17 protein-coding genes are annotated in these 21,067 nt (G+C 62.0%); 9 read left to right on the plus strand and 8 right to left on the minus strand.

All coding sequences use genetic code 11. From position 1 onward, the window contains the following. The first annotated feature begins 13 nt into the window (after window positions 1-13). The 3 genes from parC (at window position 14) to ftsP (ending at window position 4,816) form a co-directional block, all read left to right on the plus strand. A complete protein-coding gene (gene parC, locus L085_RS07190) occupies window positions 14-2,287 on the plus strand; it encodes a DNA topoisomerase IV subunit A (protein WP_004937261.1) in 2,274 nt (757 codons plus the stop codon). 246 nt (window positions 2,288-2,533) lie between these two features. Continuing rightward, entirely contained in the window at window positions 2,534-3,268 is a 735-nt protein-coding gene (locus tag L085_RS07195; RefSeq protein WP_004937266.1) for a 1-acylglycerol-3-phosphate O-acyltransferase, read from the plus strand. Window positions 3,269-3,400: 132 nt separating this feature from the next. Then, window positions 3,401-4,816, plus strand: coding sequence for a cell division protein FtsP (ftsP, locus tag L085_RS07200; protein ID WP_044030431.1), 1,416 nt, complete (start codon window positions 3,401-3,403; stop codon window positions 4,814-4,816). A 17-nt stretch (window positions 4,817-4,833) separates the two neighbouring features. Here the strand turns inward: ftsP and L085_RS07205 are convergent, their stop codons facing one another. Beyond that, window positions 4,834-5,745 carry a LysR family transcriptional regulator gene (locus L085_RS07205; protein ID WP_044030432.1) on the minus strand — a complete coding sequence of 304 codons (912 nt, stop codon included), beginning with the start codon at window positions 5,743-5,745 and terminating at the stop codon, window positions 4,834-4,836. Between the two features lie 137 nt (window positions 5,746-5,882). Between L085_RS07205 and xapA the strand changes: the two genes are divergently transcribed. Next, window positions 5,883-6,704, plus strand: a complete 822-nt coding sequence (gene xapA / locus L085_RS07210) for a xanthosine phosphorylase (protein WP_004937273.1) — start codon at window positions 5,883-5,885, stop codon at window positions 6,702-6,704. Between the two features lie 80 nt (window positions 6,705-6,784). Further along, window positions 6,785-8,035 (plus strand): nucleoside permease, encoded by a 1,251-nt coding sequence (locus L085_RS07215; RefSeq protein WP_015379077.1) that lies wholly within the window; start codon window positions 6,785-6,787, stop codon window positions 8,033-8,035. 34 nt (window positions 8,036-8,069) lie between these two features. On the opposite strand, the gene L085_RS07220 is transcribed toward L085_RS07215, so the two are convergent. Both L085_RS07220 and L085_RS07225 read right to left on the minus strand, forming a co-directional pair. Further along, window positions 8,070-9,002, minus strand: a complete 933-nt coding sequence (locus L085_RS07220; protein WP_033632069.1) for a PfkB family carbohydrate kinase — start codon at window positions 9,000-9,002, stop codon at window positions 8,070-8,072. After that, on the minus strand, window positions 8,999-10,396 hold the full coding sequence (locus L085_RS07225; protein ID WP_044030433.1) for a cytosine permease: 1,398 nt from the start codon (window positions 10,394-10,396) through the stop codon (window positions 8,999-9,001). Before L085_RS07225 ends, L085_RS07220 begins: the two co-directional genes overlap by 4 nt. 658 nt (window positions 10,397-11,054) lie before the next feature. Between L085_RS07225 and L085_RS07230 the strand changes: the two genes are divergently transcribed. Continuing rightward, window positions 11,055-11,789 carry a GntR family transcriptional regulator gene (locus L085_RS07230; RefSeq protein ID WP_044030434.1) on the plus strand — a complete coding sequence of 245 codons (735 nt, stop codon included), beginning with the start codon at window positions 11,055-11,057 and terminating at the stop codon, window positions 11,787-11,789. An 80-nt stretch (window positions 11,790-11,869) separates the two neighbouring features. After that, window positions 11,870-14,038 (plus strand): YgiQ family radical SAM protein, encoded by a 2,169-nt coding sequence (locus L085_RS07235; protein WP_044030435.1) that lies wholly within the window; start codon window positions 11,870-11,872, stop codon window positions 14,036-14,038. Window positions 14,039-14,101: 63 nt separating this feature from the next. On the opposite strand, the gene L085_RS07240 is transcribed toward L085_RS07235, so the two are convergent. The 3 genes from L085_RS07240 to yqhD form a co-directional block, all read right to left on the minus strand. Beyond that, window positions 14,102-14,707, minus strand: a complete 606-nt coding sequence (locus tag L085_RS07240) for a transglycosylase SLT domain-containing protein (protein WP_004937286.1) — start codon at window positions 14,705-14,707, stop codon at window positions 14,102-14,104. 141 nt (window positions 14,708-14,848) lie between these two features. After that, window positions 14,849-15,673: a 2,5-didehydrogluconate reductase DkgA gene (dkgA, locus tag L085_RS07245; protein WP_004937289.1), complete on the minus strand. Its 825-nt coding sequence runs from the start codon at window positions 15,671-15,673 to the stop codon at window positions 14,849-14,851. A 284-nt stretch (window positions 15,674-15,957) separates the two neighbouring features. Beyond that, a complete protein-coding gene (yqhD, locus tag L085_RS07250; protein WP_015379073.1) occupies window positions 15,958-17,121 on the minus strand; it encodes an alcohol dehydrogenase in 1,164 nt (387 codons plus the stop codon). A gap of 196 nt (window positions 17,122-17,317) precedes the next feature. On the opposite strand from yqhD, the gene L085_RS07255 reads away from it, so the two are divergent. Next, a complete protein-coding gene (locus L085_RS07255; protein WP_015379072.1) occupies window positions 17,318-18,235 on the plus strand; it encodes an AraC family transcriptional regulator in 918 nt (305 codons plus the stop codon). Window positions 18,236-18,242: 7 nt separating this feature from the next. Here the strand turns inward: L085_RS07255 and L085_RS07260 are convergent, their stop codons facing one another. After that, the gene (locus L085_RS07260; RefSeq protein ID WP_015379071.1) at window positions 18,243-19,271 is read right to left on the minus strand and encodes an NAD(P)-dependent alcohol dehydrogenase; all 1,029 of its coding nucleotides are present in this window, start codon (window positions 19,269-19,271) and stop codon (window positions 18,243-18,245) included. A gap of 108 nt (window positions 19,272-19,379) precedes the next feature. Between L085_RS07260 and L085_RS07265 the strand changes: the two genes are divergently transcribed. Continuing rightward, window positions 19,380-20,300 (plus strand): LysR family transcriptional regulator, encoded by a 921-nt coding sequence (locus tag L085_RS07265; RefSeq protein WP_044030436.1) that lies wholly within the window; start codon window positions 19,380-19,382, stop codon window positions 20,298-20,300. Window positions 20,301-20,310: 10 nt separating this feature from the next. On the opposite strand, the gene L085_RS07270 is transcribed toward L085_RS07265, so the two are convergent. Beyond that, window positions 20,311-20,973 (minus strand): DedA family protein, encoded by a 663-nt coding sequence (locus L085_RS07270; protein WP_004937300.1) that lies wholly within the window; start codon window positions 20,971-20,973, stop codon window positions 20,311-20,313. Between the last annotated feature and the right edge of the window lie 94 nt (window positions 20,974-21,067).

Genomic DNA, 21,067 nt, shown 5'->3' on the forward strand with positions numbered 1-21,067 from the left:
GGATAATTGAGTAATGAGTGATCTGACTCATGACGGTGTAGAGCGTTTACCGCTGCACACATTCACTGAAAACGCCTATCTGAACTATTCCATGTACGTCATCATGGATCGGGCGTTGCCGTACATTGGCGACGGTTTGAAGCCGGTACAACGCCGCATCATCTACGCCATGTCTGAGCTGGGGCTGACCAACAGCGCCAAATTCAAGAAATCCGCCCGCACCGTGGGCGACGTGCTGGGTAAGTATCACCCGCATGGCGACAGCGCGTGTTATGAAGCCATGGTGCTGATGGCGCAGCCGTTCTCGTATCGCTATCCGCTGGTGGACGGCCAGGGGAACTGGGGTGCGCCGGACGATCCCAAGTCGTTCGCGGCGATGCGTTATACCGAATCGCGCCTGTCCAAATACGCCGAGGTCTTGCTGGCCGAACTGGGCCAGGGCACGGTCGACTGGATCCCGAACTTTGACGGCACGCTGCAAGAGCCGAAGATGCTGCCGGCGCGTCTGCCGAACATCCTGCTGAATGGCACCACCGGCATCGCGGTTGGCATGGCGACCGACATTCCGCCTCACAACGTGCGCGAAGTCGCCGCTGCGGCAGTGGCGCTGCTCGACAAGCCGGGCGCCTCGCTCGATGACCTGCTCGAGTTCGTGCAGGGGCCGGACTTCCCGACCGAAGCCGAGATCATTACCCCGCGCGATGAAATTCGCAAAATTTACCAGAGCGGCCGCGGCTCGGTGCGCATGCGCGCCGTGTGGAAGAAAGAGGACGGCAGCGCGGTGATTACCGCCTTGCCGCATCAGGTCTCCGGCGCCAAGGTGCTGGAGCAGATCGCCAGCCAGATGCGCGCCAAGAAGCTGCCGATGGTCGAGGATCTGCGCGATGAATCCGACCACGAAAACCCGACGCGTCTGGTGATCGTGCCGCGTTCCAACCGCATCGATCTGGAGCAGGTGATGAATCACCTGTTCGCCACCACCGATCTGGAACGCAGCTACCGCATCAACATGAACATGATCGGTCTGGACAACCGCCCGCAGGTGAAAGGGCTGGTGGAGATCCTCACCGAATGGTTGGCCTATCGTCGCGATACGGTGCGCCGCCGCCTGAACTACCGCCTCGAGAAGGTGCTCAAGCGTTTGCATATCCTCGAAGGTTTGCTGGTGGCGTTCCTCAATATCGACGAGGTGATCCACATCATCCGCAGCGAGGATGAGCCGAAGCCGGTGCTGATGCAGCGTTTCGGCATCTCCGATACCCAGGCGGAAGCGATCCTCGAGCTGAAACTGCGTCACCTGGCCAAGCTGGAAGAGGTCAAGATCCGCGGTGAGCAGGACGAGCTGGCGAAAGAGCGCGATCAACTGCAGGCGCTGCTGGCGTCCGAGCGCAAGCTGAATACGCTGATTAAGAAAGAGATCCAGGCCGACGCGCAAACCTACGGCGACGATCGCCGTTCGCCGCTGACCGAGCGCGCGGAAGCCAAGGCGATGAGCGAGCACGACTTCGTGCCGTCCGAGCCGGTGACCATCGTGCTGTCGGAAATGGGCTGGGTGCGCAGCGCCAAGGGCCACGACATCGATCCGACAGGGTTGAGCTACAAGGCCGGCGACAGCTTCCGCGGCGCGGCGCGCGGCAAGAGCAACCAGCCGGTGGTGTTTATCGACTCTACCGGGCGCAGCTATGCGCTCGATCCGATGACGCTGCCTTCGGCGCGCGGGCAGGGCGAGCCGCTGACCGGCAAGCTGACGCCGCCGCCGGGCGCCACCATCGAGCAGGTGCTGATGGCGGCCGACGATCAAAAACTGCTGATGGCGTCCGACGCCGGTTACGGTTTCGTTTGCACCTTCAACGATCTGGTGGCGCGCAACCGCGCCGGCAAGGTGATGATCACGCTGCCGGACAACGCCAGAGCGCTGCCGCCGATGGAGATCCACGGCGCAGACGATATGCTGCTGTCGATCACCGCCGCCGGGCGCATGCTGATGTTCCCGGTCGCCGATCTGCCGCAGCTGTCGAAGGGCAAGGGCAACAAGATCGTCTCCATTCCGGCGGCGCAGGCCGCCGCCGGTGAAGACAAGCTGGCCTGGCTGTTCGTGCTGCCGCCGCAGGCCTCCGTCACGCTGCACGTCGGCAAACGCAAGCTGACGCTGCGTCCGGAAGATCTGCAGAAGTTCCGCGCGGAGCGCGGCCGTAAGGGCACCCAGCTGCCGCGCGGCCTGCAGCGCATCGATCGCGTCGAAGTGGATGCGCCGGTGCGGGCGTCGGGCGGCGACAGCGAAGAGTAAGCGTTGGCGCCGGCGTTAACGGGCGGTCGCAGCGAGCTGTGGCCGCCTTATTTATTTTTGCTGGCGTTTATTTTCCAAATAGTTAACATTTCTGCGCATAAAATTATTGTGCGTACTGCCGCCTGGCAGGAAAATAGCGAGAAATGCAGGCGACATCGGCGTGCTTACCGCCTGGCCGGCAAATAATGAGTAAAGGAATCTGCGCAGCGAAGTAAACTGCGTTGGCTGTGTGCTAATGAGGTTGTTATGTTATTGATTTTGCGTGCCGTTCTCGCCACTCTTTTCTGTATTCTGGTGTGTATTTTCGGTTCTGTTTATTGCTTGTTCAGCCCGCGCAACCCTCGCCATGTGGCAACCTTCGGCCATCTTTTCGGCCGCCTGTCGACGCTGTTCGGCATCAAGGTTGAAACCCGCGTGCCGGCCGATGCGGCCAACAATGGCAACTGCATCTATATCGCCAACCACCAAAATAACTACGACATGGTGACGGCCTCCAATATCGTGCAGCCGCGCACCGTGACCGTCGGTAAAAAAAGTCTGGTGTGGATCCCGTTTTTCGGCCCGCTGTATTGGCTGACCGGTAATCTGCTGATAGATCGTGATAATCGCGCCAAGGCGCACGGCACCATCGCCCAGGTGGCGGAGCAGTTCAAAAAGAAAGACATTTCGATCTGGATGTTCCCGGAAGGGACCCGCAGCCGCGGTCGTGGGCTGATGCCGTTTAAAACCGGCGCCTTCCACGCGGCCATTGCCGCCGGCGTGCCGATTGTGCCGATCTGCGTATCCACCACCAGCGGTAATATAAATCTTAATCGCTGGAATAACGGTCATGTGATCGTCGAGATGTTGGCGCCGGTGGATACCAGCAAATACGGCAAAGAAAACGTGCGCGAGCTGGCGGCCCATTGCCGCGAGCTGATGGAGGCGAAAATCGCCGAATTGGACGCCGAAGTCGCCCAGCGCAACGCCGCCAAAAAATAAGAGTCTACCGGCTTCAAAGAATAGGGTTTTAATTGGCGTTCAGCGCCGTTAACGCCTGAACGCCTGCTAATCTTGATTGGCGGGCGTTTGGGTTTTGCACACGGTTTAGTTATTGCTTTTCATGGAGAAAATATGTCACTCAGTCGACGTCAGTTTTTACAGGCATCGGGCCTGGCGCTGTGCGCGGGCGCCGTGCCGCTGAGGGCTGAGGCGAGCGGAACGCAGACCCCGTTACCCATTCCCCCGCTGCTGGAGTCTCGCCGCGGTCAGCCGCTGTTCCTGACCTTGCAGCGCGCCCATTGGGCGTTTATGGATAACCGTAAAGCGGCGGTGTGGGGCATCAACGGCATGTACCTGGGGCCGACGGTGCGGGTTTACAGCGGTGACGACGTCAAACTGATCTACAGCAACCGCCTGCAGGAGCCGGTAGCGATGACCGTCAGCGGTCTGCAGGTGCCAGGCACGCTGATGGGCGGCGCGCCGCGCATGATGTCGCCTAACGTCGACTGGTCGCCGGTGCTGCCCATTCGTCAGGCGGCGGCCACCTGCTGGTACCACGCCAACACGCCGAACCGTATGGCGCCGCACGTTTACAACGGGCTGGCCGGGCTGTGGCTGGTGGAAGATGCCGTCAGCAAAGCGCTGCCGCTGCCCAACCACTACGGCGTCGACGATTTCCCGCTGATCATTCAGGACAAACGCTTCGATAACTTCGGCACACCGCAATACGATGCACCGTCGCAGGACGGTTTCGTCGGCGATACGCTGTTGGTCAACGGCGTGCAAAACCCGTATGTCGACGTGTCGCGCGGCTGGGTGCGTCTGCGCCTGCTTAACGCCTCCAACGCGCGCCGCTATACCCTGCAGCTCAGCGACGGGCGGCCGTTCAACGTGATTGCCAGCGATCAGGGCTTCCTGCCTGCGCCGGTCGCGGTGCAGCAGCTGTCGTTGGCGCCTGGCGAACGCCGGGAAGTGCTGATCGACATGTCGAAGGGCGAAGAGGTGACCATCACCGCCGGTGAAGCGGCGGGCATCATGGATCGCCTGCGCGGCCTGTTCGAGCCGTCGAGCATTCTGGTGTCCACCCAGGTGCTGACGCTGCGCCCGACCGGCCTGCTGCCGCTGGTGACCGACAACCTGCCGATGCGCCTGCTGGCGGATCAGCTGTTGGACGGCAGCGCCAGCCGCACCCGCGATTTCCGCCTGGGCGACGGCGGCGTCGGCATCAACGGCGCAATTTGGGACATGAACCGCATCGACGTACAGGCGCAGCAAGGCACCTGGGAACGCTGGAACATTCATGCGGATACGCCGCAGGCGTTCCATATTCAGGGCGTGCAGTTCCTGATCAAACGCGTCAACGGCGCGCAGCCGATGGCGGAAGATCGCGGCTGGAAGGATACCGTCTGGGTCGATGGCGACGTCGAGCTGCTGGTGTATTTCAACCAATCCACTTCCGAACACTTCCCGTTCCTGTATTACAGCCAGACGCTGGAGATGGCCGATCGCGGCACCGCCGGCCAGCTGATGGTGCAGCCGACGATGTAATCTGCGCTGTGGGCCGCTTACGGCGCCCGCAGCATTTCCAGGAAGGCCTGCACCACCGGCGTGATGCTGTCGGTGCGGTATACCGCGTACAGATCCGCCGGCGGCGCCTGTTGCAGCGAGCAAAAGCGTACGCCGGGCCACGGGATGCGGCCGTAGCTGTCCGGCAGCAGCGTGATGCCGCAGCCTTCCGCCACCAGCGCCAGCAGGGTCTGCGGCTCGTTAACCTGATAAGCGACGTCCGGCAAAAATCCCTGCTGCAGACACAGATTGTGCAGATACAGCCCCAGGCTGGCCTCATGCGGCGGCAGCACGATGAAGCTGTCGTTCTGCAGCGCCGCCAGCGGGATGTTTTCCTGCCGCGCCAGCGGATGATCGAGCGGCAGCACCACGGCGATGCTCTCGCTTGCCAACTGTTGGCAGGTTAACCCCGGCAGCGTCTGCTGCTGCGCCTCTCGCCAGACCCCGATGTCGATATGCCGCTTTTGCAGCGCGGCGATTTGCTGGCTGGGCGTCAGCTCGTTCAACGACCAGGTGACGCCGGCGCTCCGCTCGCTGAACCGCCGCAGCGCCGCGATCAGGCCGCCCCAGGCCGAGGTGCCGACCATGCCGACCACCATGTGGCCGCCTTCGCCACGCCCCATCTGTTGCACCTGATGCAACGCGCTGTCGGCCTGATCCAGCAGCCGCTCGACGTTGCGCAGCAGCGTGCGCCCGGCCGGCGTCAGCGTCATGGAGCGGGTGGTGCGTTTGAACAGCACGACGCCAAGCTGACTCTCCAGCTCTTTGATGTGTTTGCTGAGCGGCGGCTGTGACATATTCAGCCGCCGCGCCGCCTGGGTGAAGTTCATCTCTTCCGCCACCACGCGGAAATAGTGCAGCAGGCGGAAGTTAATCCGGCCGGGATCGGGCAGGGCTTGGGGCGGGTTCATCCGGGGTATCGCCTCCTTGTGACGCAGCTCAACTTATAGGTAAATGGAATAAATCGGCCGCCAAGAATGTATTGGTCTCGGCCGCGCCTCGCTCTCTACTATGGGGCTTATTATCCCCCGCTGAAAGAGAGAATACGATGTTTAATCAAGAAGATGCTTTTACCTGCGCCGATGTCGTCCGCGCACGCCTGCCGGGTTTCCAGCCGAAAGCGGCCTTGATTCTCGGCTCCGGGCTCGGCGCCCTGGCGGAGGTGATGACCGAAACCGTCACCCTCGATTACGCGGAGCTGCCGGGCTTCCCGGTGAGCGGCGTCGCCGGCCACGCCGGGCAACTGGTCGCCGGCAAGCTGGAGGGCGTGCCGGTATTGTGCATGAAAGGGCGCGGTCATTTCTATGAAGGGCGTGGCATGCAGGTGATGACCACCGCAGTGCGCACCTTCAAACTGCTGGGTTGCGAATTCCTGCTGGCGACCAATGCCGCCGGTTCGCTGCGCCGTTCGGTGGCGCCGGGCAGCCTGGTGGCCATTACCGATCACATCAATTTCATGCCGGAATCACCGCTGGTCGGCGCCAACGACGATCGCTTCGGGCCGCGCTTCTTCAGCCTGGCGAACGCCTACGATCGCGATCTGCGCGCCCGGCTGGCGGCGGTGGCCGAAAGCGCGGGCATCCCGCTGGCGGAAGGGGTATTCGCCGCCTACACCGGGCCGAACTTCGAAACGCCGGCGGAGATCCGCATGATGCAGACCCTGGGCTGCGACGTGGTGGGCATGTCGATCGTGCCGGAAGTCCTGACGGCGCGCCACTGTGGCCTCAAGGTGCTGGTGGTGTCCGCGATGACCAACTACGCCGAAGGGCTGTCGGATACGCCTCTTTCTCACGAACAAACGCTCAGCTGCGCGGCGCTGGCGGCGGACGATTTCATGCGCCTGATCCGCGAGCTGTTCAAAACGCTGTGACACCGTAAGCAAACCGGCGGCGGGCTGCAGGGGCCCGCCGCACCAATCATCGTTGAAAGCATAATAACAAGGTGATGGCGATGGCGATAAAAACACGATTAAAAGTCATGATTTTCCTGCAGTTCTTTATCTGGGGCGCCTGGCTGGTGACGCTGGGCTCCTACATGATCAACACGCTGCATTTCAGCGGCATGCAGGTGGGGATGGTTTACAGCGCCAAAGGCATCGCCGCGCTGATCATGCCGGGCCTGGCGGGCATCATCGCCGACCGGTGGATGAAGGCCAACTATCTGTATGCGCTTTGCCACCTGCTCGGGGCGCTGGCGCTGTACTGCGCAGCGCAGGTCGAGCAACCGATGCTGATGTTCTGGGTGATGCTGTTCAATGCCATGGTCTATATGCCGACCATCGCGCTCTCCAACGCCATTTCCTATTTTTGCCTGGAGAAACACGGCTTTGACACGGTGAGGGACTTTCCGCCGGTGCGGGTGTACGGCACCGTGGGGTTCATTCTGGCGATGTGGCTGGTCGGTTTCAGCCGCATCGAGCTCAGCAACCTGCAGCTGTATCTGGCATCTGCGGCCTCGCTGCTGCTGTCCGCCTACTCGCTGACGCTGCCGCGCTGCCCGACCAACCGCGCGGCCGAGTCGAAGAGCTGGGTGAGCGTGTTGGGGCTGGATGCGCTGGTGTTGTTCCGCCAGCGGCGCATGGCGCTGTTTTTCCTGTTCGCCATGTTGCTTGGCGCGGCGCTGCAGATAACCAATACCTTCGGCAACCCGTTCCTGCACGATCTGTCGCTCAATCCGCTGTATCAGGACAGCCTCAGCGTCCGGTATCCGGCGGTGCTGCTGTCGCTGTCGCAGATCTCTGAAGTGTTCTTTATCCTCACCATACCCTTCTTCCTGCGCCGTTACGGCATCAAGCAGGTGATGCTGATCAGCATGGCGGCCTGGACGCTGCGCTTTCTGTTCCTGGCGTACGGCACGCCGGTCGGCTTTGGTTTCGTGCTGCTGTTGCTGTCGATGATTGTCTACGGCTGTGCGTTCGACTTCTTTAATATCTCCGGCGCCATCTTCGTCGAGAAGGAGGCCGATCACCGCATCCGCGCCAGCGCGCAGGGGCTGTTCATGACCATGGTGAACGGTTTGGGCGCCTATCTGGGGGCGCTCGCCAGCGGTGAGGTGGTGGACTTCTTCAGCCATGACGGCGTGAAAGACTGGCAGAGCATCTGGCTGGTGTTTGCGCTGTATACGCTGGTGTTGGGGATTGTGTTCGCGTTGAGCTTCAACTATCGCCACCTGCCGCAGGAGAACGCGGCGGCGGCGCAGTGAGGCAGAGGGCGCGGCTTTGCTGCGCCCTGAAACGTCAGGCCTGCGGGAAGCGCTGCTGCAGCTGCTGCTGGTCCGGCGGATTGGCGGCCCCGAGGCTGGCCACCACGCAAGCGGCGACCCGGTTGGCCAGATCGACCGCCTGCGGCAGCGGCCAGCCGGCGGACAGGCCCGCCAGCAAACCGGCGCAGTGGGCATCGCCCGCGCCGATGGTGTCAACGACCTCTACCGGATAGGCCGGAACGTGCAGCGGCGGCGTGCGGCCGTCGCAGATCCACGCGCCGTCGCGATCCAGGCGGCAAATCAGCGTCAGATTACGGGCGGCGGCATAGCGCTGTGCGGCCTCCACGGCGTCGCCGGCGCCGCACAGCGTGGCCACTTCGTCGCGGTTAAGCGTCAGCAGGGTGTGGCTGTCGCTGAGCATGGCGAAGAAATCTTCGCTGAGCTGGGCGATGCGCGGGCCGGGATCGATCAGGCGCGGTTGGTCGAACGGCATGCGCGTCAGCCACTCGCGCAGCGCTTCGCCGTTTTCACCGGCCAGCTCGTAGCCGCTGGCGTAGATCAGCGTGTGTTCCGTCAGCGGCAGGGTCGCCAGCTGCGCTTTATTCCATTGGCTTTCGCAACCGGAAACCGTGATAAAGGTGCGTTCGCCGTCCGGTTCCACCAGCGCCAGGCACCAGCCGTTGTCCATCTGGCCGTGGCGCAACAGCACCTCCAGCCCCAGTTCGCCCATGGCGGCTTCGATCGCCGCGCCCCATTCGCCGTTGCCGACCGGCATACCGTTGATCACCGGCACTTCAAGGCGCGTCAGCGCGCGCGCTACGTTGAACGCGCAGCCGCCGATTTGCCGCGCCTGCGGCTGGGCTTCGATATCTTCGCCGCTGGTCGGCAGGCGGGGCAGCGTCATCACCAGATCGCCGACCGCGCCCCCCATCACCAGGACAGGTGTTACAGCTTCCCACTCATTCATTGATGTTCTCTGCGTTGGATCAGGTACAGACCGTAAGCGATCAGACTAACCGCAAACGACACAAACAGCCCCAGGCTGGAGTCGGCAAACAAGCCTTTGGCCAGCGGGCCGTCGATAAAACCGGTTTTGGTGACCAGCAGGCCGCACAGGGCGCCGAGGAACCAACAGAACAGCGGGGCTTTGCGCACGCCGCGGTTCTGGCCATGCAGGCCGTACAAAGCGTTGCCATCATACCCGTGGCGGCGGCGCAGGCACAGGTAATCGAGCAGGAAAATCGCCTCCCAGGCCGCCAGGAACACCCCGCAGAACACCAGGAAGGAGATGAACGGCCCCATAAAGTCGCCGGAGATGAACAGCACATACAGGGCGATACCCAGCACCAACACGGCGTCGATCGATACCGCCAGCCACTGTTTGACCTGCACGCCGATGGTCAGCAGGTTAAGGCTGGCGGAATACAGGCTGAGCACCGCGATGGTGACGATGCCGGCGGTGGCGGCCAGCAGATAAGGGATCGCCATCCAGGCGGGCAGCACCGAGCCTATCAGCGCGATGGGGTTGGCGGCGCTGGCCAGATCGGGGAGCTGTACGGAAAGCAGAATACCGGCCAGCATCAGCAGCATCAGCGGCAAACAGGCACCGCCCATCACCGCGGCGAAAATGCCTTTGCTCGACGAGCTCGGGCTTTGATAGCGGCTGTAATCGGCGCCGGCGATTGCCCAACTGATGCCGGTGCCGGCGGCGATCACCGATACCGCCGGCAGGAAACCGGTTAGCCAGCTGCCGGATGGCAGCGCCAGCACCTGGCTCCACTCGGTATTGAACAGGATATAGAGCACCACAATCAGCGTCATGGTGCCGAAGATGCGGCTGAACCAGCTTTGCATCCAGACCACGGTATTTTGCCCCAGCAGGCTGACGACGACAGTGAGCCCGCCGAACAGCAGCAGGCTGAGCGCGGTCAGCAGGTGGCTGGTTCCCAGTCCGAAGGCCTCGAACAGCGCCGCCAGCGTCAGGGTGCCGGTGATCACGTTGACCGCTTCCCAGCCCATCAGGTTGATCCAACTGAACAGGGTGGGCGCCACGTTGCCCTTCAGCCCGAAAATCACCCGCGAGAGCGTCAGCGTAGAGGTGCGCCCGCGCTTGCCGGCGAAGCTGGTGAGGCCGACCAGCACGAAGCTGGCGACGCCGACCAGCGCGGCGAGTACCGATTGCAGAAAGGATAAGCCGAAGCCGACGATGATGGCGCCGTACACCACGCCGAGAATACCGATATTGGCTGCCGACCAGATCCAAAACAGCTCGATGGGCTTACCGGTCTGTTCCGCGTCCGGCACCCGGTCGATACCGGTGCTTTCTACCTTCCATGCTTCATTGCGATTGATATCGGTCATAGCAAATGATCCCTGTTGCGCAGGGCCGCGAGGGCCGCCGCAGTTGACTGAAAATCGATTCCGTTGGCGCGGTTGAGGCCGGCTATCCCGTTGTCGGTGAAGACGCCGATTCCGCGCAGTGTGTAGCGGCTGATGCCGCCGGGTCTGTCAAAATGAGGGCAGTATCCGCCTTATCGGGTGAGGCACGTCGGCCGCACGGCGCCAATGAGTGTAGTCAAAGAGTGGGTCTGCAGCGGGGTTTGGCGAAGCGGGAACCTTTCTATTTGCCGACATCGATCCGGTTCGCCCACCGCGAGGGGATCCTGTGATGTGGCGATGAGCAGTGAGCAGGCTATCCATTAGCTACGTTGCTTATTCTCGGCCGTTTGTGCTGACAGTATAGACCCGCTACCGGCCATCAAGGGTATCCTTTAGGGCTGGCAGCGGGTTTATTATTGTTTTTAAAGTGGGTCCCTGGTGTTGGTGCGATTGATGTATCAACATCAATACGCACAGATTACGCGCGATCTAGATCCAATGAAAGTCCATTAGGCAAAAATTGTGATGCCACTCTGAAAACATTAGCGATATTTTAGTTAAGGTGAGGGGCTTATCGCCGGATCGGCGATAGGATAAAAAACGAAATCCAGACAAATGGCATAGGCAAGAGGGCGGGCGAATGACGGATTTTATGGCCTGGCTGCGTGGCCATCTGGCCCAGGGGGCGGTAGCGCCGCGTTATATTCAGCTGGCGACGGCGATAGAAACCGCGATCAGGCAGCAGGTGTTGGCGGCGGAGGCATTTCTTCCGCCGGAACGGCAGATGGCGGAAGGTTTGGCGCTGTCGCGTGTCACCGTCAGCAAGGCGATGAAGCTGCTGGAGGAGAAGGGGCTGATTTCGCGGCAGCAGGGCGTTGGCACCCGCGTGGCGATGCGCATCGGCTATTCCCTCGATAAGGACAGCGGTTTCACCGCTCAGGCGCTGCGTCATGGCAGCCGCGTCAGCAATCGATGGTTGCTGCGCACCCGAGTCGGCGCGCCGGCCAAGGCCGCGGCGGCGTTGGGGCTGGCGGAGGGGGATGAAGTGATCAAACTGCGGCGTTTACGCTTGTTGAACGGCAGCCCGGTCTCGCTGGAAACCACCTATATTCCGCTGCGCTTCCTGCCTGAACCGGCGCAGCTGGAGCACTCGCTGTATGCGTTATGGCAATCGCGCGGCATCGTGCCTGAAGATAAACACTTTTTGTTGAAGGCGGTGTCCTGCAGCGACGAGGTCGCCGAACTGCTCAACGTGCCGTGCGGCGCGCCGTTGTTGCACATCATCCAAACCAGCCGCAACGCCCGGGGCGAGGCGCTGGAGTTCAGCGATATCTTGTGCCGCAGCGACGTTTATGAATTCGAGGTGAATGGTTAGCGAAATAACCATGCTCTTTTTGCCACTAGTGCGTATAATCGCCGCCCGGCGATTAATTAACCTGTAAAAAGAGCAGCAGAATGAGCACCACCAGCCTGATCCAACCCGATCGTGAACTGTTTTCTTATAAGCCTTATTGGGCGGAATGTTATGGCACCGCGCCGTTTTTACCGATGTCGCGGGCAGAGATGGATCAACTGGGCTGGGACAGCTGCGACGTGATCATCATCAGCGGCGATGCCTATGTCGATCACCCGAGCTTCGGCATGGCGATCATCGGCCGCATGCTGGAAGCGCAGGGCTTCCGCGTCGGCATCATCGCGCAGCCGGACTGGAGCAACAAAGAAGACTTCATGCGGTTGGGAAAACCGAATCTGTTCTTCGGCATCACCGCCGGCAACATGGATTCGATGATCAACCGCTATACCGCCGATCGCAAACTGCGCCACGACGACGCCTACACCGCCGGCAACGTCGGTGGCAAGCGCCCGGATCGCGCCACCCTGGTCTACAGCCAGCGCTGCAAAGAAGCCTATAAAGACGTGCCGATCGTGCTGGGCGGCATCGAAGCCAGCCTGCGTCGCATCGCTCACTACGACTATTGGTCGGATACCGTGCGCCGCTCGGTGCTGGTGGACTCCAAAGCCGACATGCTGATCTACGGCAACGGCGAACGCCCGCTGGTGGAAGTGGCGCACCGTCTGGCCGCCGGCGAGAAGATCGGCGATATCCACGATATTCGCAATACCGCGGTGATGCGTAAAGAAGCGCTGCCGGGCTGGAGCGGCGTGGATTCCACCCGCCTCGACAAGCCGGGCCGCATCGAACCTATCCCGAACCCGTACGGCGAGGATCTGCCGTGCGCCGACGGCGCCAAACCGAAGGAGCCGGAAGCCAAGCCTGTCACGGTGCGCGCCGCCAAGCCGAAGCCGTGGGAGAAGACCTACGTGCTGCTGCCGTCCTTCGAGAAAGTGAAGAGCGACAAGGTGCTGTATGCGCACACTTCGCGCATTTTGCACCATGAAACCAACCCCGGCTGCGCCCGCGCGCTGATGCAAAAACACGGCGATCGCTACGTGTGGATCAACCCGCCGGCGATCCCGCTGACCACGCCGGAGATGGACAGCGTCTTCGCCCTGCCTTACCAGCGCGTGCCGCACCCGTCCTACGGTCAGGAGCGCATTCCTGCCTACGACATGATCCGCTTCTCGGTGAACATCATGCGCGGCTGCTACGGCGGCTGTTCGTTCTGTTCGATCACCGAGCACGAAGGGCGCATCATCCAGAGCCGTTCGGAAGATTCGATCGTTCGCGAAATCGAAGAGATCCGCGACAAAGTGCCGGGCTTTACCGGCGTGATCTCCGATCTGGGCGGCCCGACCGCCAACATGTACATGCTGCGCTGCACCAACCCGCGCGCCGAGCAGACCTGCCGCCGCGCCTCGTGCGTGTATCCGGAGATCTGCACTTATATGGATACCAACCACGAGCCGACCATCAAGCTTTACCGCCGCGCGCGTTCGCTGGAGGGCATCAAGAAGATCCTGATCGCCTCCGGGGTACGTTACGATCTGGCGGTGGAAGATCCGCGCTATATCAAGGAACTGGCGACCCACCACGTCGGCGGCTACCTGAAGATCGCGCCGGAGCACACCGAAGAAGGCCCGCTGTCGAAAATGATGAAACCGGGCATGGGCAGCTACGATCGCTTCAAACAGCTGTTTGATCACTATTCGAAGCAGGCGGGCAAAGAGCAGTACCTGATCCCGTACTTCATTTCTTCGCACCCGGGCACCCGCGATGAAGACATGGTGAACCTGGCGCTGTGGCTGAAGAAGAACCGTTTCCGCCTCGATCAGGTGCAGAACTTCTATCCTTCGCCGATGGCCAACTCCACCACCATGTATTACAGCGGCAAAAACCCGCTGAGCAAGGTGGGGTACAAGAGTGAAGACGTGGTGGTGCCGCGCGGCGAGCGCCAGCGTCGCCTGCATAAGGCGCTGCTGCGTTACCACGATCCGGCCAACTGGGCGCTGCTCCGCACCGCGCTGGAAGAGATGGGGCTGAAGCACCTGATCGGCAGCCGCCGCGAGTGTCTGGTGCCGGCGCCGAGCATCGACGAGCAGCGCGAAGCGAAACGGCTGCAGCGCCACACCCGACCGGCGTTGACCAAGCATACCGACATCAATCGGCAGCGCACGCCGTCCAACCGGCCGCCGCGCAAACCGATTCGCAAGGCCAAGCCGTAACGGCCGCACCGCGTGCGTAAACAAAAAGGAGAACCCCCGGGTTCTCCTTTTTACTTTTGAGCGTCACAGCTGCTCGTAGGCGGCTTCCACTTTCATCAAATGGCGCGGCGCCTGCGGCGCGGGATGGTATTTGCGCACGTGCCAGTTAAAGGCCTCCGGCGACAGGTTGTTGATCATCGCGATGGCCTGCTGACGGTTGCTGGAGAAGGTGCGCAGCAGCGCGCCGGTGCCGTTGACGTAGGCGATGATGGTGGCGTAGCGCAGCGTGACGGGATTGGCGATCCCTTTAAGCTGTTGTTTTTGCAAGGTGGCCAGATAGGCGGCGCCAAGATCGATATTGGTGTCGGGATCCCGCAGGTCATCGTCGTCCGGGCAGCCGCGTTTGCCTTTGTAGCGATAGGCATCGCAGCCGGCGGTATCGGCTTTCAGCTGCATCAGGCCGATCGCATTGGATCTGCTCACTGCGGAAGGGTTGAAGCCGGACTCCACCTGGATCATGGCGGTGATCAGCTTGGCGTCCACGCCGTATTCGCTGGCGGCGTCTTTAATGGCGCTGTCGAAGGCGTGGCGATCGTAGCTGACGCGCTGTTTCTTGCCGGCGCAACCCGCCAGCACCAGCATGATGCAAAGCATGCCCAGCCGTGACCCGTGTGAGAAAGAAAATTTCATGGTGCTCCGTGCTTGTCTGTTTTTTTAACGGCGTGAACCGGCGGCTGGAGCCTCCGGCGTCGTCATCATAACGTCAGGCGGCGCAAGGGAGCAATGTGCGGGAAGGAAAAGCCCCCTCCGGCCGGAGAGGGCTTGAGGGGGTTACAGGGTATCCGGATCCGGCCCCAGGCGGTTGCCGACGTCCAGCTTGGCGATCTCGCCCAGCTCGTCCTTATCGAGTTTGAAATCAAATACCTCGAAGTTTTCGCGGATACGCGACGGCGTGACCGATTTCGGGATGACGATAAGACCGCTGTCCAGGTGCCAGCGCACCACAATCTGCGCCGGGGTTTTCTCGTATTTCTCGGCCAGCGCCTTGATCAGCGGCTGGTCGAACACGCCTTCACCACCTTGCGCCAGCGGGCTCCAGGATTCGGTGGCGATGTGATGGGTAGCGTTCCAGGCGCGCAGCTGGCGCTGTTGCAGCAGCGGGTGCAGTTCGATCTGATTGACCACCGGCGCTACGTTGGTTTCATCCAGCAGGCGCTGCAGATGCGGCGTATGGAAGTTGCACACGCCGATGCTTTTCACCAGGCCTTGCTCGCGCAGCTTGATCAGTTCGCGCCAGGCGGAGACGTATTGATCCTGCTGCGGGCGCGGCCAGTGGATCAGATACAGATCCACATAGTCCAGCTTGAGTTTTTCCAGGCTGGTTTCCAGCGCCGCCAGCGGATCGCCCTGATCGTCGTTCCACAGCTTGGTGGTGATGAACAGGTCGCTGCGCGGCAGCGAGCTGGACTGCAGCGCGGCGCCGACGCCTTCCTCGTTCTTGTAGATCGCGGCGGTGTCGATGGAGCGGTAACCGATCTCCAGCGCTTTGCTCACCGCGCGGGTGGTCTCTTCAATACTCGCCTGCCAAACGCCGAGACCCAACTGCGGCATCAGATTACCATCGTGGAGTTTGATGATGGGTTGTTGCGTTGTCATGCGCATCTCCTTGTGTACGGATTGCGGCGCCTGCGGCGCCGAAACGGCTATAGATAAATTCTAGTTGGCAAAATGGGCGGTTGCCGGGTTTGCCAGCCTAATTTCAGCGGTGGCGGGAGGGCGATTTTCTCCCCGCTCTCCCTGCGAATGAGCGGTAAGACGAGTGGTGCGAAACGATCGGCGGCGCTGAAGCGCCCGACTGCGCCCGGTGATCGGCCGGGCGCAGGATGCGGCGAAAATGGCTGGCGGAGACTAAAGCCTAGCAAAAAATCGCCGTTTTGCGATTAACGCGCCGCTTCATAAATGCGGCGGCTGACGTCCAGGGTGATGTCCTGATGCTCCCCCAGGGCGGTCATGCCGTGCTGATGCAGCTTGTCGAGCAGCGCCGGAATGCTGCTGCCGTCGAGCTGATAATCCGCCATGCGGGTCGGCACGCCCATCTGCTCGAAGAAGGCGCGGGTGGCGGCGATGGCGCCGTCGATGCGGCTGTCTTCGCTGCCTTCGCGCAGGCCCCAGACGCGGTCAGCGTACTGCAGCAGTTTTTCGCGCTTCTGCGCTTTCTTCTCGTGCAGCAGCGCCGGCAGCACGATGGCCAGCGTTTGCGCGTGGTCGAGATCGTGCATGGCGGTCAGCTCATGGCCCAGCATGTGGGTCGCCCAGTCCTGCGGCACGCCGGCGCCGATCAGGCCGTTCAGCGCCATGGTGGCGCTCCACATCACGTTGGCGCGCACCGCATAGTTCTCCGGCTCGGCCAGCGCGCGCGGGCCGTCTTCCAGCAGGGTCAACAGCAAGCCTTCGGCGAAGCGATCCTGCACCTTGGCGTCGACCGGATAGGTCAGATACTGCTCCAGGGTGTGCACGAAGGCGTCGACCACGCCGTTGGCGATCTGGCGCGGCGGCAGCGAGTAGGTCACCACCGGATCCAGCACGGCGAAGCGCGGCTGCACCAGCGGTGAGAAGAAGTGCTGCTTGTCGCCGCTGCTTTTGCGGGTGATCACCGCGCCGCTGTTGGACTCGGAGCCGGTGGCCGGCAGCGTCAGCACGCAGCCCATCGGCACCGCGTCGGCGATGTGGCTACCGACGGTCTGCAGAATGTGCCAGGCGTCGCTGCTGGCGGTATAACGGGCGGCGGCGGCGATGAACTTGGTGCCGTCAACCACCGAACCGCCGCCGACCGCCAGCAGGAAATCGATGTTTTCCGCTTTCACCACCTCGACCGCTTTCATCAGCGTTTCGTAGGTCGGGTTCGGCTCGATGCCGGAGAACTCCCGCACGTCGCGGCCGGCCAGCGCGCTATGCACCTGATCCAGCACGCCGTTTTTCTTCACGCTGCCGCCACCGTAGGTGATCAGGATGCGCGCGTCCGCCGGGATTTGGCTGGCCACTTCGGCAATTTGCTCCTTGCCGAACAGGATTTTGGTTGGGGTATGCAGAATGAAGTTGTGCATGGTTGATTTCTCTCTTTCTGTCAGGCGGGCGCCAAAGCGGCGCAAAGGTGTCTGGCCCGTATTGTCAGGAACCGGGCGGCAACGCACAATGCACATTCCTGTTTGGTTCTTGCCTATTCCTACAAGTCACTGTAGAAATGGCGAGTTTTAAATTATGATTTATGCCGAATCGTTCTGACTGTAAGAGGGTGTGTCCGTGATTGAAATCGATGCGCTGCGCAGCCGCATGGCGCGCCAGGCGATGGCTATCGCCAGCGGCAACGGCTACACGCCGTCGCCGGTGCCGCGGGTGAAGATTTTGTATGTCGATCGCCACAGCCCGCGTCAGCCGGTGATGTATGAACCGGGGATCGTCATCGTTTTTCAGGGGCACAAGGTCGGTTATTGCGGCAATAAGAAGTTCCAATACGATCCGCGCAACTACCTGCTGATGACGGTGCCGCTGCCGTTTGAATGCGAAACCTTCGCCAGCCCGGAATTGCCGCTGGTTGGGTTAGCGGTCAATATCGATACCCAAATGCTGCAGGACTTGCTGATCGACATCGGCGATGACGACTACCTGATGCAACCGCGGGCGGAGAGCAACGGGGTGAACCTGGCGGAAATGACGGAAGAGTTGCTGTGCGCCACCGAGCGTCTGCTGGACGTGATGGCCAATCCGCTCGACGCCCGGGTGCTTGGGCCGCAGATCGTACGGGAGATTCTCTATTATGTGCTGCGCGGCGCCTGCGGCGCGTCGCTGCAGGAGTTGGTCAATCGGCATACCCACTTCAGCCAGATCGCCAAGGCACTGCGGCGTATCGAACATCAGTATGCCGACAGCATCAACGTCGAGCAGTTGGCCAGCGAGGTCAACATGAGCGTCTCGGCGTTCCATCACAACTTCAAGGCGGTGACCAACACTTCGCCGCTGCAGTACGTGAAGTCGTACCGGCTGCATAAGGCGCGCCTGTTGATGGTGCATGACGGTCTGAAGGCCAGTACGGCGGCGATCCGCGTCGGCTACGAAAGCGCGTCGCAGTTCAGCCGCGAGTTCAAACGGCTGTTCGGCATGACGCCGAGCGATGAAGTCGCCCGGCTGCGCGAGGCCAACCCGCTGCTGCTGGAGGGCTGAGCCGTGTTTATGGGGTTAAGACGATCTTGCCGAATGGCCCGCGATCGAGGTGATCCAACGCCTGCGACAGCTGATCGAAGCGGTATACCTGGTCGATCACCGGCTGCAGGTTGACGGCGTCCACGGCGCGCACCAGGTCTTCCAGCGCGCGGCGGTGGCCGACGCCGATGCCCTGAATCACTGCGGATTTTAATAGCAGTGGGCCGGCGGGAGCGGAAATCTCGTTGCCTTCCAGGATGCCGATTACCGAGATGCGTCCTCCCACCGCCACGGCGCGCACCGAGTTGCCGAGGTTGGTGCCGCCGACGGTGTCGATCACATGGTCGATGCCGCGATCCTGCGTCAGCGCATAAATCGCCTCCACCCAATCGCCGTCCAGCCGGTTGATGCCATGATTAGCGCCCAATGCCAGGGCTCGCGCCAGCTTTTCATCGCTGCCGGAGGTGACATAGACCTCCGCGCCGTGGGCTTTGGCGATCTGCAGCGCGAACAGCGCCACGCCGCCGGTGCCTTGCACCAGCACCGTATCGCCGGCATGCAGTTTGCCTTGCTCCACCAGCGCGAACCAGGCGGTCAGCCCGGCGCACGGCAGGGTGCTGGCCTGGACGTCGTCCAGCGACGCCGGCGCCGCTACCAGCCAGTCTTCATGCAAAATCACGTATTCCGCCAGCACGCCCTGATAAAAACCGCCGAGGGTGTGGTAAGGCACCCGGCGCGCATCGCCGTAGGGTTTTTGCTCGCCGTCGAGCCAACCGGGGCTGAAGGTGGAAATGACGCGCGCGCCGGGCTGAAAGCGGCTGACGCCGGGGCCGATGGCATCGACCTCGCCGGCCATGTCCGAGGCGGGCGTGAACGGCTGCGGTAGTGTGAGCCCCATGCCGCTTTCTATCATCAGTTTGTCACGGTAATTGAGTGAGATAGCCTTCACTTTCACTCTGATTTCGTGCGGCCCCGGCTGTGGGATGGCGCTTGCGCTCAGCTGCAGGTGCTCACGCCCCAGGGCGCTCATCGTCCAGCGTTGCATTGTATTGGTCATGATGTTCTCCAAAGTCAGCGATTAACAGACCTGCCGATAATATCGTTGATGAAGGTTCGCCAGTGGCGATAAGATTTCCGCAGATTGTTTCTTTCAGAGCGACAAATCATGAGCGATCGGTTGAGCGGTATTTCGGTATTCGTTACCGCCGTGGAGGCGGGCAGTTTTGCAATGGCGGCCAGTCGGCTGCATCTTTCGCGTTCGGCGGTCGGCAAAACTATCGCCCGGTTGGAGCAGCGGCTGGGGGTGCGGCTGTTTCATCGCACCACGCGCAGCCAGAGCCTGACCGACGACGGTGCGCTGTTCTACGAGCGCTGCCTGCGGGCGCTGGAGGAGATCCGTGGCGCGGAAACGCTGCTGGAGTCGGGCAAGCGGCAGGTCAGCGGTCGGCTGCGGGTGTCGATGCCGGTGCTGTTTGGCCGCATGTGCATTGCGCCGCTGCTGACCGAACTGACGCGCGAGCATCCTGGGTTGGAGTTGGAGCTGTCGTTCAGCGATCGGGTGGTGGATCTGATTGAGGACGGCTTCGATATGGCGATCCGCAACGGCACGCTGGCCAACAGCAGCGGCTTGGTGGCGCGCCGCATCGGCGATCACCGTATGACGCTGTGCGCCTCGCCGGCCTATCTGCAGCGGTGCGGCGAACCGCACAGCATCGAGCAACTGGCGCAGCATGAGGCGGTGACCTATATGCGCGCCGGCGCACGGCGCAGCTGGCTGGTATTGGATAGCGACGGCAAGCCGCAGGAGGTGATGCCGAATAACCGGCTGCAAATGGACGACCTGCAGGCGATTGCGGATGCGGCGACGGCGGGTTTCGGCATCGCCTGGCTGCCGTGCTGGCTGGTGCGTGAGCAGTTGTTGAGCGGGGCACTGGTGCGCTTGCTGCGCGATCGGCCGGGCGCCGCCTTTGAAGCGCATGCGGTGTGGCCGCACACGCCTCATCTGCCGCTGAAGGTGCGGCTGGCGGTGGATACGCTGGTGAGCAAACTGCCTGCCAGTCTGGCGTTGGTCGAGAAGGCGCTGTAGCGCGCCCGATTCAGGAAGAGGCGGCGCGTTTTTTACGCCAGATCACCAGCATGGCGCCCAGCAGGCCGACAAACAGCAGCAGCAGCGGCAGCAGCATCAGGCCGGTCATCACCTGGCTTTCGTAGCGTTTCACCAGAGGGATTTGGCTGAACGCGTAGCCGAGGCCGACCAGCGCGCAGACCCAGATCGCCGCGCTCAGCCAGTTGAACACCTGGAAGCGAGAGCTGTTGAGCCCGGAAATGCCGGCCATGGTCGGCAGCAGGGTGCGCACGAAACCGAGGAAGCGGCCGATCAGCAGCGCCGTCAGCCCGTGGCGGTTGAACAGGTTATGCGCGCGCTGGTGGTACTGTGCCGGCAGTTGCAGCAGCCAGCTCTTCACCAGGCCGGTGTGGCCCAGCCAGCGGCCCTGGATATAGCTCAGCCAGCAGCCGAGGCCGGCGGCGGCGGTCAGAATCAGCAGAGTGGGGGCAAAGCCCATCACGCCTTTGGCGATCAGCGCGCCCGACAGCAGCAGCAGGCTGTCACCGGGAAGGAAGGAGGCGGGCAGCAGTCCGTTTTCCAAAAACAGAGTGGTGAAAAGTACGGCGTAAACCACCCAAATTACGCTTGGATCGGCGAGGGCGATAAAGTCCTGCTGCCAAAGCGCATGAATAATCTCTCGTAATACATCCATTTTATGTCCTGTTGCATGCCGGTTGCGCCCGGGGTCACGTTCTCCAGGATGCGGCGGGTACCGTATCTGACAGTTACCCGGTTAGTGTACCGCT

This window comes from Serratia sp. FS14 (genome assembly GCF_000695995.1).
Lineage (GTDB): Bacteria > Pseudomonadota > Gammaproteobacteria > Enterobacterales > Enterobacteriaceae > Serratia > Serratia nematodiphila.

What these genes read in the sequence shown, in the direction of transcription:
- parC (WP_004937261.1), top strand. Translation starts at nt 14, where the DNA reads ATGAGTGATCTGACTCATGACGGTGTAGAGCGTTTACCGCTGCACACA.
- L085_RS07195 (WP_004937266.1), top strand. Translation starts at nt 2,534, where the DNA reads ATGTTATTGATTTTGCGTGCCGTTCTCGCCACTCTTTTCTGTATTCTG.
- ftsP (WP_044030431.1), top strand. Translation starts at nt 3,401, where the DNA reads ATGTCACTCAGTCGACGTCAGTTTTTACAGGCATCGGGCCTGGCGCTG.
- L085_RS07205 (WP_044030432.1), bottom strand. Translation starts at nt 5,745, where the DNA reads ATGAACCCGCCCCAAGCCCTGCCCGATCCCGGCCGGATTAACTTCCGC.
- xapA (WP_004937273.1), top strand. Translation starts at nt 5,883, where the DNA reads ATGTTTAATCAAGAAGATGCTTTTACCTGCGCCGATGTCGTCCGCGCA.
- L085_RS07215 (WP_015379077.1), top strand. Translation starts at nt 6,785, where the DNA reads ATGGCGATAAAAACACGATTAAAAGTCATGATTTTCCTGCAGTTCTTT.
- L085_RS07220 (WP_033632069.1), bottom strand. Translation starts at nt 9,002, where the DNA reads ATGAATGAGTGGGAAGCTGTAACACCTGTCCTGGTGATGGGGGGCGCG.
- L085_RS07225 (WP_044030433.1), bottom strand. Translation starts at nt 10,396, where the DNA reads ATGACCGATATCAATCGCAATGAAGCATGGAAGGTAGAAAGCACCGGT.
- L085_RS07230 (WP_044030434.1), top strand. Translation starts at nt 11,055, where the DNA reads ATGACGGATTTTATGGCCTGGCTGCGTGGCCATCTGGCCCAGGGGGCG.
- L085_RS07235 (WP_044030435.1), top strand. Translation starts at nt 11,870, where the DNA reads ATGAGCACCACCAGCCTGATCCAACCCGATCGTGAACTGTTTTCTTAT.
- L085_RS07240 (WP_004937286.1), bottom strand. Translation starts at nt 14,707, where the DNA reads ATGAAATTTTCTTTCTCACACGGGTCACGGCTGGGCATGCTTTGCATC.
- dkgA (WP_004937289.1), bottom strand. Translation starts at nt 15,673, where the DNA reads ATGACAACGCAACAACCCATCATCAAACTCCACGATGGTAATCTGATG.
- yqhD (WP_015379073.1), bottom strand. Translation starts at nt 17,121, where the DNA reads ATGCACAACTTCATTCTGCATACCCCAACCAAAATCCTGTTCGGCAAG.
- L085_RS07260 (WP_015379071.1), bottom strand. Translation starts at nt 19,271, where the DNA reads ATGACCAATACAATGCAACGCTGGACGATGAGCGCCCTGGGGCGTGAG.
- L085_RS07265 (WP_044030436.1), top strand. Translation starts at nt 19,380, where the DNA reads ATGAGCGATCGGTTGAGCGGTATTTCGGTATTCGTTACCGCCGTGGAG.
- L085_RS07270 (WP_004937300.1), bottom strand. Translation starts at nt 20,973, where the DNA reads ATGGATGTATTACGAGAGATTATTCATGCGCTTTGGCAGCAGGACTTT.